General features: G+C 69.3%; 17 protein-coding genes. 7 read left to right on the top strand and 10 right to left on the bottom strand.

Going from position 1 to position 14671, the window contains the following annotated elements; genetic code table 11:
- Positions 1 to 10 precede the first annotated feature (10 nt).
- The 4 genes from HUN07_RS07495 (at position 11) to HUN07_RS07480 (ending at position 3409) form a co-directional block, all read left to right on the top strand.
- A complete protein-coding gene (locus tag HUN07_RS07495) occupies positions 11 to 874 on the top strand; it encodes an LLM class F420-dependent oxidoreductase (protein ID WP_174908858.1) in 864 nt (287 codons plus the stop codon).
- 108 nt (positions 875 to 982) lie between these two features.
- Positions 983 to 1384, top strand: a complete 402-nt coding sequence (locus HUN07_RS07490; RefSeq protein WP_174908856.1) for a hypothetical protein — start codon at positions 983 to 985, stop codon at positions 1382 to 1384.
- 22 nt (positions 1385 to 1406) lie between these two features.
- On the top strand, positions 1407 to 2108 hold the full coding sequence (locus HUN07_RS07485; protein ID WP_174908854.1) for a response regulator transcription factor: 702 nt from the start codon (positions 1407 to 1409) through the stop codon (positions 2106 to 2108).
- Positions 2105 to 3409, top strand: a complete 1305-nt coding sequence (locus HUN07_RS07480; protein ID WP_174908852.1) for a sensor histidine kinase — start codon at positions 2105 to 2107, stop codon at positions 3407 to 3409. The genes HUN07_RS07485 and HUN07_RS07480 overlap by 4 nt, the downstream gene beginning before the upstream one ends.
- A 6-nt stretch (positions 3410 to 3415) precedes the next feature.
- Here HUN07_RS07480 and HUN07_RS07475 read toward each other — a convergent pair whose 3' ends face one another.
- Positions 3416 to 4453 (bottom strand): enoyl-CoA hydratase/isomerase family protein, encoded by a 1038-nt coding sequence (locus HUN07_RS07475; RefSeq protein ID WP_174908850.1) that lies wholly within the window; start codon positions 4451 to 4453, stop codon positions 3416 to 3418.
- Positions 4454 to 4482: 29 nt separating this feature from the next.
- The gene (locus tag HUN07_RS07470) at positions 4483 to 5199 is read right to left on the bottom strand and encodes a pyridoxine/pyridoxamine 5'-phosphate oxidase (RefSeq protein ID WP_174908848.1); all 717 of its coding nucleotides are present in this window, start codon (positions 5197 to 5199) and stop codon (positions 4483 to 4485) included.
- A gap of 120 nt (positions 5200 to 5319) precedes the next feature.
- On the opposite strand from HUN07_RS07470, the gene HUN07_RS07465 reads away from it, so the two are divergent.
- The gene (locus HUN07_RS07465; RefSeq protein ID WP_174908846.1) at positions 5320 to 6672 is read left to right on the top strand and encodes an MFS transporter; all 1353 of its coding nucleotides are present in this window, start codon (positions 5320 to 5322) and stop codon (positions 6670 to 6672) included.
- On the opposite strand, the gene HUN07_RS07460 is transcribed toward HUN07_RS07465, so the two are convergent.
- From HUN07_RS07460 to HUN07_RS07435, 6 genes are all read right to left on the bottom strand, one after another.
- A complete protein-coding gene (locus HUN07_RS07460) occupies positions 6662 to 7060 on the bottom strand; it encodes a VOC family protein (protein ID WP_174908844.1) in 399 nt (132 codons plus the stop codon). The two genes, HUN07_RS07465 and HUN07_RS07460, sit on opposite strands and share 11 nt — an antisense overlap.
- The gene (locus HUN07_RS07455; protein ID WP_114718252.1) at positions 7057 to 7554 is read right to left on the bottom strand and encodes a nuclear transport factor 2 family protein; all 498 of its coding nucleotides are present in this window, start codon (positions 7552 to 7554) and stop codon (positions 7057 to 7059) included. Before HUN07_RS07455 ends, HUN07_RS07460 begins: the two co-directional genes overlap by 4 nt.
- Before the next feature lie 112 nt (positions 7555 to 7666).
- A complete protein-coding gene (locus tag HUN07_RS07450; RefSeq protein WP_174908842.1) occupies positions 7667 to 9457 on the bottom strand; it encodes an ABC-F family ATP-binding cassette domain-containing protein in 1791 nt (596 codons plus the stop codon).
- A complete protein-coding gene (locus HUN07_RS07445; protein WP_174908841.1) occupies positions 9457 to 10395 on the bottom strand; it encodes a 4-(cytidine 5'-diphospho)-2-C-methyl-D-erythritol kinase in 939 nt (312 codons plus the stop codon). Before HUN07_RS07445 ends, HUN07_RS07450 begins: the two co-directional genes overlap by 1 nt.
- 62 nt (positions 10396 to 10457) lie before the next feature.
- Complete coding sequence (locus HUN07_RS07440) at positions 10458 to 11201, bottom strand: ABC transporter permease (RefSeq protein ID WP_174908839.1); 744 nt, start codon at positions 11199 to 11201, stop codon at positions 10458 to 10460.
- 53 nt (positions 11202 to 11254) lie between these two features.
- A complete protein-coding gene (locus tag HUN07_RS07435) occupies positions 11255 to 12214 on the bottom strand; it encodes an ATP-binding cassette domain-containing protein (RefSeq protein ID WP_174908837.1) in 960 nt (319 codons plus the stop codon).
- A gap of 110 nt (positions 12215 to 12324) precedes the next feature.
- On the opposite strand from HUN07_RS07435, the gene HUN07_RS07430 reads away from it, so the two are divergent.
- Complete coding sequence (locus HUN07_RS07430; protein WP_114718545.1) at positions 12325 to 13293, top strand: helix-turn-helix transcriptional regulator; 969 nt, start codon at positions 12325 to 12327, stop codon at positions 13291 to 13293.
- On the opposite strand, the gene HUN07_RS07425 is transcribed toward HUN07_RS07430, so the two are convergent.
- Together HUN07_RS07425 and cspE are read right to left on the bottom strand one after the other, a co-directional pair.
- Positions 13278 to 13769 (bottom strand): nuclear transport factor 2 family protein, encoded by a 492-nt coding sequence (locus HUN07_RS07425; RefSeq protein WP_114718248.1) that lies wholly within the window; start codon positions 13767 to 13769, stop codon positions 13278 to 13280. The genes HUN07_RS07430 and HUN07_RS07425 overlap by 16 nt on opposite strands.
- Before the next feature lie 162 nt (positions 13770 to 13931).
- Complete coding sequence (cspE, locus tag HUN07_RS07420; protein ID WP_031940068.1) at positions 13932 to 14135, bottom strand: transcription antiterminator/RNA stability regulator CspE; 204 nt, start codon at positions 14133 to 14135, stop codon at positions 13932 to 13934.
- A gap of 323 nt (positions 14136 to 14458) precedes the next feature.
- Between cspE and HUN07_RS07415 the strand changes: the two genes are divergently transcribed.
- Positions 14459 to 14668, top strand: a complete 210-nt coding sequence (locus HUN07_RS07415; protein WP_114718544.1) for a heavy-metal-associated domain-containing protein — start codon at positions 14459 to 14461, stop codon at positions 14666 to 14668.
- The last annotated feature ends 3 nt before the right edge of the window (positions 14669 to 14671 follow it).

Genomic DNA, 14671 nt, shown 5'->3' with positions numbered 1-14671 from the left:
TGCAGCGGGTATGACACAGGACACAGCAGAGCCCTTGCACTTCGGCGCGTTCGGCGTCTGGCGTCACGCCTTCGGTCTGCCACCCGAGGTGGGCGCGGAAATCGAGCGCCTCGGATACGGCGCTATCTGGGCGGGCGGGTCTCCCCCGGCGGATCTGCAGGTGATCGAGGACCTCGTGGCGGGCACCGAGAAGATCACGGTCGCGACGGGCATCGTGAACATCTTCGCCGCACCCGCCGACGAGGTGGCGAAGTCGTACCACCGCATCGAATCTCGCCATCCCGGACGGTTCGTGCTCGGGATCGGCGTCGGCCACCCGGAGGTGCCCGGCATGGGTGCCGAGCGGCCCTACGAGGCCCTGGTCCGTTACCTCGACGTCCTCGACGACGCCGGCGTCCCGGTGCAGCGGCGCGTGCTCGCCGCGCTCGGTCCGAAGGTCCTGAAGCTGGCCGCGGACCGCTCCGCCGGGGCGCACCCGTACCTGACGACATCGCAGCACACCCGCGAGGCCCGCGAGGTGCTGGGCCCGGACGCGCTGCTGGCACCGGAACAGAAGGTGGTGTTGGGTACCGACTCGGACGCCGCCCGGGCGACCGGCCGCGAGGCCGTCGAGAACCCGTACCTGCACCTGCGCAATTACCGCCGCAACCTCGAACGTCTCGGCTTCCCGACCGCCGAACTCGACAACGGCGGCAGCGACCGCGTCATCGACGCCCTCGTCGCGCACGGCGACGCGGCCTCCATCGCGCCCCGGCTCACCGAGCATCTCGATGCAGGCGCCGATCACGTTGCGATCCAGGTACTGCCGATGGCCGGAGATCCGCTTCCTGCGCTGCGGGAGCTGGCCGCGGCGCTCGGGATCGCGCGCTCGTGATTCTCTAATCAACCCCTAAGACTTCGCTAACGGGAGCCGAGTTTTGCGCCCATAGCTTGGCTGGTGTCGGGGCCACCGGGGCTCCGACACCGAGCGAGGAGTCCGACCATGACCAAGTCCCTCATCCGCAACGTCACACGCCGCAAGGTCGCCGTCGCCGCCGCGAGCATCGCTGCAGCGGGCGCTCTTGCCGTCCCCGGCGTCGCCTGGGCGCAGAACTCCCTTCCCTCCGGCGAGCCGGTGGCCGTCACCTCCCCGACCGACTCCGCCCCCGCCGCGGTAATGACCGAAGCGTGCTCGACCGAGAACCTGTCGGAGGAGGAGATCCAGAAGCTGATCGCGGACGGTGCCGAGAACGGTCCGGTGGTCACCGAGGCCGGCGCGTCCACGGAAAGCACTGCCGCTGCCGAGCTCAGCGAAGCCGCGTACGTCGAGGCCGACGCCGCACCCGCCGTCACGTCGTCGACCGACAGCGCCGACACGGTGATGATCACAGCGCGCGCCTGCTGAGCAACCTGAGGGACCGGGCACTATGGATCCAGTGACCGATAGCGCCCGCATCCTGCTCGTCGACGACGACCCCAAGGTCCTGTCATCCCTCACGCGGGGGCTCCGCCTGTCCGGTTTCGACCTCGAGACCGCGCCGGACGGGGCCTCCGCGCTGCGGGCCGTGAGCTCGTCGAACCCGGACGCGATCGTCCTCGACGTCAACATGCCGGGCCTGGACGGGGTCAGCGTCGTCACCGCTCTGCGCGCGATGGGCAACGACGTCCCGATCTGTGTCCTCAGCGCCCGCAGCACGGTCGGCGACCGGATCGCGGGACTCGAGGCCGGCGCCGACGACTATCTCACCAAGCCGTTCGAGCTGGGTGAGTTGGTCGCCCGACTGCGCGCACTGCTGCGCAGGGCACCCCGCAAGGACGTCCCGGCAGGTGTCGTCACCGTCGGCGAGCTCGAGGTGGATCTGCCCGGTCGACGTGTCCGCGCGAGGGGTGAGCGCGTCGAGCTGACCAAACGCGAGTTCGACCTGCTCGCCGTCCTCGCGGAGAACGCGGGGATCGTCCTCAGCCGGGTTCAGCTGCTGCGACTGGTGTGGGGCTACGACTTCGACGCGGACACCAACGTCGTCGACGTCTTCGTGACGTACCTGCGAAAGAAGCTGGAGGCGAACGGGATGCCCCGCGTGCTGCACACCGTGCGAGGAGTCGGATTCGTGTTACGGGATCAGCCGTGAGGCCGCGCCGACGCTCATTGTCCCTGCGGGCCCGCGTCGCGCTCGTCGCGGCGCTCGCCGCCACCATCGTGATCGCCGCGATCGGATTCGCCTTCGCGGTGTTCCTGCGCGTCAACAGTTCCGAACAACTCGATCGCACCCTGGACTCGGTGTCGCTGACTGTGCCGTCCGAGTCGGCGATCTCGGGATTCGGCGCCGCACCCACTTCACCCCTCGTCGAGAGCGACCCGGCGGTCGTCTCGACCCCCGCCGCGGAAGTCACCGACTCTGTCCGTGCGACCACGATCGACGGTGCTGCCGTCCGCGCCAAGGACGTCCCGATCATCGGCGCGGCCGGCACGTTGGTCGCCGTCTCGGTTCCCGAGGACGCGCTCAGCCGCGCCATCCGCGATCAGCAGTGGCAGGTGGCCGGCGCCGCGATCGTCGCCATCGCGGTCGCGGCCGGGCTCGGCTGGCTGCTGGCCGGGCGGGCGGTGCGCCCCCTGCAGCGGCTCGCCGCGGCCACCCACACCGTCGGCGACGAACTGCCCGCCGCCCTCCCCGACATCCGCGGGGCACGCGAGGCGGAGGAGCTCGCCGAAGCCATCGGACACATGTTGACCCGAATCGGTAAGGCGCAGAGCCGAACAGAGGCTGCCCTCGGGTCGGCACGCGACTTCGCGGCCGTCTCCGCCCACGAACTGCGCACCCCGCTCACCTCGATGCGCACCGACCTCGAGGTGCTCGCCACGATGCCCCTGTCCGACGAGCAGCGCGCCGAGATCGTCCGCGACGTGCTGGCCACCGAGCGACAGATCGAGAACACCCTGTCGGACCTCGAGAGCCTGGCCGTCGGTGAGCTGTCCGACGCCGACGATCACGAAGACCTCGACCTGGTGGAACTGGCGGACCGATGCGTGCAGGAGTCGGCCCGACGCCTGCCCGACGTGGCTGTCGAACTCTCCACCCCACCGTCCCTGCCGATGCGCGGGCTACCGTCGGGGCTTCGCCTGGTACTCGAGAACGCGGTCACCAACGCCGTCCGGCACGGGCGCGCCGACCGGGTCCGGATCACCGTCGCCGACAACGGCGACCGTGGTGTCACGATCGCGGTCGACGACAACGGGATCGGTGTGCCCGAGCACGAACGCGCGACGCTGTTCGAGCGCTTCGCACGGGGATCGTCCGCGCACCCGGAGGGATCCGGGCTCGGTCTCGCACTGATCGCGCAGCAGGCGTCACTGCACGGGGGCACCGCCGCGCTGACCGACAGTCCGCTCGGCGGTGCACGCCTGCAACTCGACCTGCCCGTGACCGTCTGACCGCGGCTACTCCGCCGGTTCGGCGGTGACCTCGGTGAACAGCGCCTCGATCGCCTCGGCGTCGATGTCGTCGACCGACGGCGGATTCCACGACGGATTGCGGTCCTTGTCGACCAGAACGGCCCGCACACCTTCGATGAAGTCCGCGTTGCGGGTGACCTCGGCGCCGAGTGCCAGTTCGAGATCCAGGCACTGCTCGAGGGTCAGGTCCGCGCCCCGGCGCACCAACTCGGCTGTGATCCACAGGCTGCTGGGGGCAACCGTGGCCAGCGCCTCGCGGGTGGCCTTGGTCCACTCGTCGTCGCCGGTCAGCCGCGCCACCATGTCGGCGACACTGCCCGACCCGAAGACACGGTCGATCTCGTCGAGCTGATCCGCCATCTCCGATGCCGGCGCCTCGGTGGCGTGACGCTCGATCGTGGCGACGACATCTCCGCCGCTGCGAATCGCTCGAATCTCGTCGGCGAGCGCGTCGAGCTTGTCGCTGGGCACGAAGTGGGTAGCCAGACCGGCGACGACGGCGTCCGCGCCCGACGCCCGGGCACCGGTGAGGCCCAGGTACATTCCCGTCGCGCCGGTGAGCCGGGGCAGGAAGTAGCTGGCACCGACGTCGGGGAAGAAGCCGATTGCGGTCTCGGGCATCGCGAGGCCGGCCTTCTCGGTCACCACACGAATCGATCCGTGCACCGAGATGCCGAGCCCACCACCCATCGCGTGTCCGTCGATCAGCGCGACATACGGCTTGGGGTAGTTCGCGATGAGCGCATTGAGCTGGTACTCGGTGGAGAAGAACTTGTGGACGGCGTTGTGGTCACGGTCCAGTGCAGACTGCCGCACCGACTTGATGTCGCCGCCTGCGCAGAACGCGCGCTCGGACGAACTGGTCACCAGCACCACGGCGATCGCGTCGTCGTCGCGCCACTGCACCAGTGCCGCGTGTATGTCTCGGATCATGCTCGCGTCCAGGGCGTTGAGCGCCCTGGGCCGATCGAGCACGATCTCTGCGACGTTCCCGTGTACCCGGGTCTGGATGAACGACGTCACCGGACCTCCTTATGTTCTTCTCGATCGGTTCACGGCCACAGCGCGTCGCGGGCCCAGCTCACACCCTCGACTTCCAGGCTGCGCCGGTACCGCACCCGCAGGTGCCGGCGGCCCGGATCGGCGTGCCAGAACTCCACCGTCTCCGGGACCAGACACCAAGCCTGCCAGGTGTCCTCGACGTAGGACGGATCGGCCTCCACCTCGGCCACCGACTCCCGCACCGCGGCGTCGTACTCCGCGACATCGGTGAGGATCTCGCTCTGCCGGCTCGCCGCGGCCACCGCACGCGCCGTCACCGAACGCTCCAGGAAGTCCCGTGCGCTGACGTCCGCGTCGCCGCGCACCACCGAACCCCGTACCCGCACCTGACGGCCCTGCTCCCGCCAGTAGAAGGTCAGCGCCGCAACCGGATCAGCGTCCAACTGCCGCGCCTTGGGTGAACGCCGGTCGGACGAGAACCACCATCCCGCCTCGGTGACGTCCTTGAGCAGCAGCGTGCGGGCATCGGGCGCGCCCGCCTCGTCCACCGTCGACAGCGTCGCGACGTGCGGTTCGACCACGCCGGCCACGACAGCCTCCTCGAGCCAGTCCAGGAACTGGGCCACCGGGTCGGCGGGCAGCGCGGCGGCGCCCGTGGCGCCGGGCATCGGGAGTCCGGTGGCGGGCGCGGTGGCCGACGCACCGGGAATGGCACGGATCCAACTACGAGTGTCCGGATACGACGCGCGGATCTGCCTGGCGGACATACGCGGAACCCTAGTCGTCTGCCAGAGCGTGCCGCCGTACGGCACGCTCGATTGCTGTGATGCGTCACACAGTCGAACCTGTGGATTCGTCGATTGACGTCGCCACATCGAAGGAGTGCCATGCATCTTCCGCACACCGCGCACACGGATCCCTCGCCGAAGGATTCGCGTCGCGCGCTGGTCTCGAGCTTTCTGGGATCGACGGTTGAGTACTACGATTTCCTGCTCTACGGCGCCGCAGCAGGTTTGGTGTTTCCTGCGCTGTTCTTCCCGGAGACGATGGATCCGGTACTGGGGTCGACGCTCTCGTTCATCATCCTGCTCGCCGGTTACATCTCGCGCCCGATCGGCGGCATCCTCTTCGGGCACTTCGGCGACAAGTTCGGGCGCAAGAACATTCTCGTCATCACCTTGATGATGATGGGGCTCGTGTCCGTCGCGATCGGCCTCATGCCGACCTACGAGACGATCGGAGTGGCCGCTCCGCTGATCCTGGTCGCCCTCCGCGTCATCCAGGGCCTCGCCGTCGGCGGCGAGTGGGCGGGCGCCACCCTCATGGCTGCCGAACACGTGAAGCAGGATCGTCGCGGCCTCGCCGCATCGATCGCCGTCACCGGCGGTCCCACCGGGTCTGTCCTTGCGACTCTGATTCTGGCCCTGTTTGCAGGGCTTCCGGACGAAGAGTTCCTCAGTTGGGGCTGGCGCGTACCGTTCCTGATGTCCGCTGCGCTGGTGATCGTCGGACTGTTCATGCGCTACCGCGTGACAGAGTCCCCGGACTTCGCCAAGGCTCGCGCAGCCGGTGAAGTGCACACCGGCACACCGATCCTCCGCGTTCTGAAGAAGTACCCCGCGTCCACGGTGTACGGGATCCTGGCCACGGCCGGACCGCTGTTCATGCAGGCGCTGCTCGCCGTCTGGGTCGTTCCGTACGTCGCGGCCCAGGGTGTGGTGCCGCGCCAGGACGCCCTCTACATGCTCACCTTCTCCAGCGTCGTCCACATCTTCGCGATCCCCTTCTTCGCCTGGCTCTCGGATCGATACGGACGCCGCCCGATCATGCTCGCCGGCGGGCTGGTTTCCGTCGTGCTCGTCTTCCCGATGTTCGCGCTGTTCAACTCCGACAGCTACTGGCTGGTCGCGATCGGCTTCCTGGTGGGCAATCCGATCATCCAGGCGTCGATGTACGGCCCCATCGGCGCTTTCCTCGCCGAGAAGTTCGAAACGCAGGACCGTTACACGGGTGTCTCCCTGACCTTCCAGTTCGGCTCCGTCCTCGGCGCCGGGACCGCACCGCTGATGGCGAACTGGCTCGTCGGACTCGGGAACGGCGGCCGTACCGACAACATCGCCTGGTACTTCATCGGGCTCATTGCACTGTCCGCCCTCGCAGTATTCCTGTCCAAGGAAACCCTGGTACGGACCAGCCGACCGGCCCCACGACCGGGCACCCGCGAACCCGTCAGTCCTTGACCGGACCCGACAGCATCCAGCGGTGCCCGAACGGGTCGATCAGCGTCGCGTTGCGGCGGCCGTGGTTCTCCGAGATCCACCGCTCCACCCTGCCGCCGGCGTCGCGGGCCCGTTCGAGCACCGCGTCGGTGTCGTCGACCGGCAGCATCAGGCTCACCGACGTGGCGCCCGACTCCGGCGCGCTGAGCCCCATCTCCGGGAACTCCTCGGCCAGATAGATCATCCCGGACTGCAGCCGCAGCTCCGCGTGCCCGATCCGGCCGTCGTCCATCACGATCGGCTCGCCCACCACCTCGGCGCCGAACGCCTTCCGGTACCACTCGATCGCCTGCCCCGCCCCGCGCACCGTGAGATACGGCAGGACGCCGGCAGCGGGGAGATCCGTCACGGGACGATCCCGGACGCCGTTCCGGACTGCGGCGAGCCGATGAGGGCCCACCGGTTCGACGTGAGGCGGAAGCTCGGCATGTCCGCGAGCGAGTACACCGACTCGTAGGTGCGCTCGTACGCGGTGTGCGCGATCTTCCACCGGCCGGCGGCATCCCGCCGGTAGGTGTCCTCGTAGAAGGCCGCGCCGTGCATCAGCATCTGGTCGCCCGGCACCACGACGGTGTCGGACAGGTACCAGATCCCGGTCGCGGTATCACCGCTGACGTCGATCTCCGGGTGCCCGCAGTGGTGCTCGGTGATCACGTGCGGACCGAGGGTGTCCTGCAGGAAGGACACGAACGCATCCCGCGAATCGAACCGCAGGTGCTCGGCATACGTGGCCGTGGCATCGGGCAGGAGGGTGTCCGCGAAGTCGACCCACGACTTGGTGTCGAGGGCACGCACGTATCGGTACTTGAGCCGACTGATCTCGGCTATCGCCTCCAGATCCACGATGCCCGCCCTCCGCCCAGACCCGTACGGTACAAGTGCAGGCTAACCGTCACCACGCACGTATGGGGTCCGTAGTGCGATTATCGTTGCAGGGCAGCTACACCGCCGCGGCTCAGTCGACCTCGGACGCGAGCTCCATCCACTGCTCCTCCGTGGCCTCCTTCTCGGCCACCACCTGCTTGAGCTCGGCGTCGAGCGCCATGAGCTTCGCGGGATCCGTCGCCGCCTCCGCCAGCTGGGCGTGCAGCTTCGCCTCGCGCTCGTCGAGCTTGGCGACCGCGCGCTCGAGCCGCGAGAGCTCCTTGCGGGCCGCCCGATCGGCCGCCCCGTCGCGGGCCACCCTCGGCGCGGACGCCCCGGCAGTGGACGCCACCGACTGCGCCACGTTCTCCGGCTTCTGCGCCAGCACCGCGCGCCGGCGCAGGTACTCCTCGATACCGCCGGGCAGGTTCGTCAGCTTGCCGTCCCCGAACAGCGCCCACGTGGTGTCACAGATGCGCTCGATGAGGTAGCGGTCGTGGGAGATGACGACCATCGTGCCGGCCCAGCCGTCGAGCAGATCCTCGAGCTGCTGCAGGGTGTCGATGTCGAGATCGTTGGTGGGCTCGTCGAGCAGCAGCACGTTGGGTTCGGCCATCAGGACGCGGGTGAGCTGCAGACGACGACGCTCGCCGCCGGACAGGTCGCCCACCGGGGTGCGCTGGCGGGCCGGCGCGAAGCCGAGCCGCTCGGCGAGCTGGCCGGCCGAAACTTCCTTGTCCCCCAGCGTGATCCGCTCGGCGACATCCTTGACCGCGTCCAGCACGCGCATGTCGGTGGGCAGGTCGTCGAGTTCCTGGCGCAGCCACCCGATCTTCACGGTCTGGCCCTCGATCCGCTTGCCCTCGGCCGGCTCGAGCTCGCCGGCGAGGGTGCGCAGCAGCGTCGTCTTACCGGAGCCGTTGACCCCGACCAGGCCGACACGCTCGCCGGGCGCGAGCCGCCACGTGAGGTCGTGGACCAGTTCGCGGCCGTCCGGCGTGGTGAGCTTGGCGTCCTCGAGTTCGATGACGACCCGGCCCAGCCGGCGCTTCGCGAACGACGCGAGCGCGATGCTGTCGCGCGGGGCGGGGACATCGGCGATCAACGCCTCGGCGGCCTCCACCCGGTACTTGGGCTTGGACGTGCGCGCCTGCGGTCCGCGCCGCAACCACGCGAGTTCCTTGCGCGCCAGGTTCTGCCGGCGCTCCTCGGCGGCGTCGGCCTGCCGGGATCGCTCGGCGCGCGCGAAGATCCAGTCGTTGTAGCCGCCCTCGTAGCTCTCGACCTTGCCGCCCACCACCTCCCACGTACGGTTCGCGACGGTGTCGAGGAACCAGCGGTCGTGGGTGACGACGACCAGGGCCGAGCGCCTCGACACCAGGTGTTCGGCCAGCCACTGCACGCCCTCGACGTCGAGGTGGTTGGTGGGCTCGTCGAGCACCAGCAGGTCGAGGTCCTGCACCAGCGCCGCGGCCAGCGCGACACGCCGCCGCTCGCCGCCGGAGAGTCCGTCGACCCCGGCATCGAGGCCGAGGTTGTCGATCCCGATGCCCGCGAGGATGCTGCGGATCCGTGCGTCGCCCGCCCATTCGTGGTCCGCGACACCGAGCGGTCCGAGGACCACGTCGCCGACCGTCGACCCCTCGGGCAGGACACCGCGCTGGGTGACGACCGCCATTCGCAGCCCACCGACGCGGCTGACCCGACCGGAGTCGGGTTCCTCGATGCCCGCGAGCACCTCGAGCATCGTGGTCTTGCCGCCGCCGTTGAGGCCGACGACACCGATGCGTTCACCTTCCTGCACGCCGAGCGAGACGGAATCGAGCAGCGGCTTGATGCCGAAGGACTTCGAAACCTGTTCGAGATTGATCAAATTCGCCATCAGTGGCTGCCTTCTTCCGGCTCGGGGTCGATCATGCGCGCGCCGGGCACGGGCCCGCTCGCGACGCGTACGGTGCGGCACACTCCCGCACCCGAGAGTTCCGCCCCCACCGCGACGGCCGCGTCGGCGTCCTCGCACAGGAACGCACAGGTCGGGCCGGAGCCCGACACGATCCCGGCGAGGGCGCCCGCGGTGACCCCGGCGCGCAGGGTGCGCCGAAGGTCGGGAGCCAGCGCCAGCGCCGCCGCCTGCAGGTCGTTGCCGAGCAGCGGAGCCAGCGCCGCGGCGTCTCCGGCCGCGAGCGCGTGCATCAGGTCCGCGACATCACCGACCCGCGGCGGATCGCCCTCGTCGCGGAGACGGTCGAGTTCACGGAACACCGTCGGCGTCGACAGCCCACCCTTCGCGAGCGCCAGCACCCAGTGGAACGTGTTGCGGGAGAGCACCGGCAGCAGCTTCTCGCCGCGGCCGGTGCCGACGGCGGTCCCACCGTGCAGCGAGAAGGGGACGTCGCTGCCCAGCCGGGCCGCGAAACCGCTCAGCTCATCACGGCTCAGGCCCAGGCCCCACAGCTCGTCGAGCGCCACCAGCGCGGCGGCCGCGTCGGCGCTGCCGCCCGCCATGCCGCCGGCCACCGGGATGCCCTTCACGATCGAGATCTCGACGTCGGGAGTGATGCCCGCCTCGGCGGCCAGCAGTTCCGCGGCCTTCCACACCAGGTTCGTGCGGTCGGTCGGCACCGCCGCCGCGCCCTCCCCGCGCACCCGGACCGTCAGGGTCTCCGCGGGCACCACCGAGAGGTCGTCGCTGAGCGAGAGCGCCTGGAAGACCGTGCTGAGTTCGTGGTAGCCGTCCTCGCGCAGGTCGCCGACGGCAAGGTGCAGATTGACCTTGGACGGGGCCCGGACCGTGACGGGGCGTGGGACGACGGAAAGCACAATTTCCAACAATAGGCGCTCGGCGCGGGGTCACGAAAACGCACCTCAGACGCCACTTCCGCCTATCGCACGGACCGGACGCCGACGCCGAGTCCCACGACCGCGACGGTGACGGCCGCGACCACCCCCGAGAGCACGGCTCCGGATGCGAGATCGCCCGCGAACAGGGCCCGCTCCGCGTCGACCACGTAGCCGAGCGGGTTGATCGTGACGAGGGCGCGCATCCACCCCGGGGCGTCGTCGAGTGGCAGCATCGTGCCCGACAGGATCAGCATCGGGAACATCAACGTCTGTTGCACCACCCAGAACATCCAGTCCTGGTTCCGCACCGCCAGCGCGAGCGCGTAGGACAGCGCACCGAGCCCCACACCGAACACCCCGAGCAACACGATGCCGATCACGGCGCCGAGCGGATCGACGTCCAGGCCCAGCGGCAGCGCCACCAGGATGATCAGGATCGCCTGCGCGGCAAGGGGAACCATCTCCTTCGCGGCCCGCCCGATCAGCAGCGACGAGCGGTGCAGTGGCGTCACCAGCATCCGTTCGTGCGAGCCCTGCTGCATCTCCATCAGCAGGTTCGAACCGGTCATCGAGGTGCCGAAGATCGCGATCATCACCAGCACGCCGGGGATGAACCAGTTCCACACGCTCTCCCCCATCCCGGGGACGCTCTTCAACAGCGGGCCGAACAGGGCGAGCAGGATCAGCGGCTGGGCCAGGCTGAACACGACGCTCACCGGGTCACGCAGCGTGGGTCGCAGTTCGCGGGCCATGACGATGCCGCTGTCGCGGACGATGCCGGGCATGAGTGGTCTCCTTGGTCGGGTCTGGATGTCGGATCGAGTCGAAGGATCGGCGGTCACGCCGCAGCGGTCTCGCGCAGGCTGCGGCCGGTGAGGCCGAGGAACACGTCGTCGAGGGTGGGGCGGGTGATCTCCGCGGTCGCGACGCGCAGGCCGCGCTCCTCGGCGACCCGCAGCAGCTCGGGCAGGGTCACGTCGCCCTGCCGTGTCCGCACCAGCACGGTGGCACCGGTCACCTCGACGTCGCGGACCGTCACGAGCGTTTCCGCGAGACCCGCGACCCGGCTCGCCGCCGCCGGCTCGTCCAGCCCGATCGTCAGCAGGTCACCGGCGAGATCGGATTTCAGGGCGGTCGCTGTATCGTCGGCGATCACCGTGCCGCGGTCGATGACGATCACCCGCTCGGCCATCGCGTCGGCTTCTTCCAGGTAGTGCGTCGTGAGCACGATCGTCGTGCCCATCTGTGCCCGGAGCCGCAGGATGTGCTCCCACAGGTTGGCCCGGCTCTGCGGGTCCATACCGGTGGTGGGCTCGTCCAGGAACAGCAGCGGCGGCCGGTGGACCAGCCCGAGGGCGATGTCGAGGCGCCTGCGCTGACCGCCCGACAGCGTGCTCACCTTGCGGACGGCGAGGTCCGCGAGGTCCAGGGCGTCGAGCAGTTCGTCGGCCCGGATCCCGGACGCCGCCTTCGTCATGCCGTAGCACTGGCCCTGGGTCACCAACTCGTCCCGCACCCGCTGGTTGTGGCCGGCCCCGCTGCCCTGCCCGACGTAGCCGATCCGGCGGCGGACCTCGTCGCGGTCGGCGCTGACGTCGAATCCGGCGACGCTCGCGCGGCCCGACGTGGGCGCCAGCAGTGTCGTCAGCATCCGCAGTGTCGTCGACTTGCCGGCCCCGTTCGGGCCCAGCAGCGCCACCAACTCGCCGTCGGCGACCTCGAGATCGACGTCCACCACCGCGTCCACCGTGTTCTTGCCCTGCTTGAAGCGTTTGGTCAACGCCTCCGTGCGGATCATCGCGTGCACGGTCCGTACCTCCCCGTTTTCGTGGTTCGTTCCCTCTCGCCACGAAAACTAGGAGCAATTGCGGACACCTAACGTCCGCAATCGATGGGATGCTGCGATGCATGCGGGAAACATCGGCACGATTGCTGCGATTGCTGTCCCTGCTCCAGACCCGCCGGGACTGGTCGGGCGAGGAACTGGCCGAACGGCTCGACATCACGCCGCGCACCGTGCGGCGCGACGTCGACAAGCTGCGCGGCCTCGGCTACCCGGTGGACGCGACGGTCGGCGTCGGGGGCGGCTACCGCCTCGGCGCGGGCGCCGAGATGCCGCCACTGCTACTCGACGACGACGAGGTCCTCGCAGTTGCCCTCGGCCTGCAGTCCGGCGCGACGGGGTCGGTCGTCGGGATCGGCGAATCGTCGGTGCGGGCACTGACCAAGTTGCGGCAGGTGATGCCGTCGAGGCTGCGGCACCGCCTCGAGTCACTGCAGGTGGACGTGGTGCACCGCGAGCCTGCACCGAGCGCCGTCGACGCATCGGTGCTGTCGGCGATCGCGTCGGTGTGCCACAACCACGAGCGGCTCCGGTTCGACTACCGCGCCCACGGCGGCAGCGAGAGCCGCCGTGAGGTGGAGCCCTACCGGCTGGTCCGCTCCGGGCTGCGCTGGTACCTGGTCGCGTGGGATGTCACGCGCGACGATTGGCGGTCGTTCCGCGTCGACCGTATGGAACCCAAGATTCCGACCGGCCCGCGATTCACGCCCCGCGAACTGCCGCCGGGTGGCGCCGCGGAGTTCGTCGCGCGCGGCGTCAGCCGGGCCGTAACGCAGGTCCGGGCGCGGGTACTGCTCGATGCGCCGATCGACGAGATCGCCCCGATGGTGGACGCCGCGTGGGGCACGCTCGAGCACGCGCCGGACAACCGCTGCGTCGTCGCGCTGGGCGGCGACTCGCTGGCCTCGATCGCGCGATGGCTCAGCGCGTTCGACGTCGACTTCACCGTGCTCGATCCGCCCGAGCTGCGCGACGAGTGCCGGCGCCGAGCCGAACGGCACGCCCTGGTCGCCGAGCGCTACCGCGGCGCCTGACCGGGCACGTCCATCCACATGCCACCGACATCGTTGCGGATCCACTCGACCTCGATCCGCCGGTCCGCGATGGCCCACCGGCCCTCCCGGCGCTCGAAGCGGTCGAGATACCGCAGCCACACGGTCAGGAAGTTGCGGGTGGTGTTGCCGGCGTCGGCCGCGCTGGTGTGCTGCGCCATGACGTACGTCTCGGCGTCTGCAGTGTCCAGGTCCGAATCACCGGCGAGTTCGATCAGCATGTTCCCGACGAAGTGGAACGTCCGGTCGAACAGGCCGAAGCCGGCAGGGTCACGGAGAAAGTCCATGAATTCGTCGACCCCGCCCTGGTAGAAGGGGGCGTAGTCGTTGTGGGCGTCGTCGAAGAAGCACGAGCGCACCAGGGCCCAATCGCGCCGGTCGACGCCGCGATAGTAGCGGTGGAGCACATCACCGATCTCGGCTCGATCGCTGAGCGCACGAAACTCGTAGGGCGTCACCTCGGTCCTTCCGTCGCGCGGGCGCGGTTGCCGAACCTTACTTCCGATTCGGTGCCGAGGCGACGATTCGGGCCCGGACACACGGAACGGGGCCCCACTCCCGAAGGTGTGGGGCCCCGTTCTCGTCGTCAACCCGGCTCAGCCGGGCAGATCCGAGTCAGCTCAGACAGCGGTGACGTCGGTGGCCTGCGGGCCCTTGTTGCCCTGGCCGACCTCGAAGCGCACGCGCTGGTTCTCTTCCAGGGTGCGGAAGCCGTTGGTCTGAATGGCCGAGTAGTGGACGAAGACGTCGGCGGAGCCGTCGTCGGGCGCGATGAAGCCGAAGCCCTTTTCAGCGTTGAACCACTTCACGGTGCCTTCTGCCATGTTTCTTTCTCTCCTCTTACACAGTGCAAACTCGGGAAACTCCAGGTCAGGGATTCCCGGGCCGGTGTTACTCGGCGGCTACGTCGCTCTCAGGAGAGAACTCGTCCGCCCGCAACTTCAGGATTTGCGAGCGTGGACTAACACAAACACAAAAACTACGACCGCCATCAGTCAACCACAACCAGCGCCGATACGCATCGGCTCGGCCCAGACGTGTCGCACATCTCGAATCAGCCCCTTGCCATCCATACCCCCTAGGGGTACCTTTCGAACTGTTCGACCAATACCCACAGGGGGTAGTGGTACCACAGAGGGAGACCACCATGAGCACCGCCGAATACACCGTCACGGGCATGACCTGCGGACACTGCGTCTCCTCGGTCAAGGAGGAGGTCGGCGCGATCGACGGCGTCTCCGACGTCGCCGTCGATCTGCCCTCGGGCCGCCTCACCGTCACGTCCGCCGCCCCGCTCGCCGACGCCGTGGTCACCGCCGCGGTCGAGGAAGCGGGATACGCAGCCCAGCCGATCTGAGGA

The sequence above is a fragment of the Rhodococcus sp. W8901 genome, from assembly GCF_013348805.1.
In the GTDB taxonomy this organism is placed as follows: domain Bacteria; phylum Actinomycetota; class Actinomycetes; order Mycobacteriales; family Mycobacteriaceae; genus Prescottella.
This window is presented reverse-complemented; position numbering and strand designations above follow the sequence as displayed.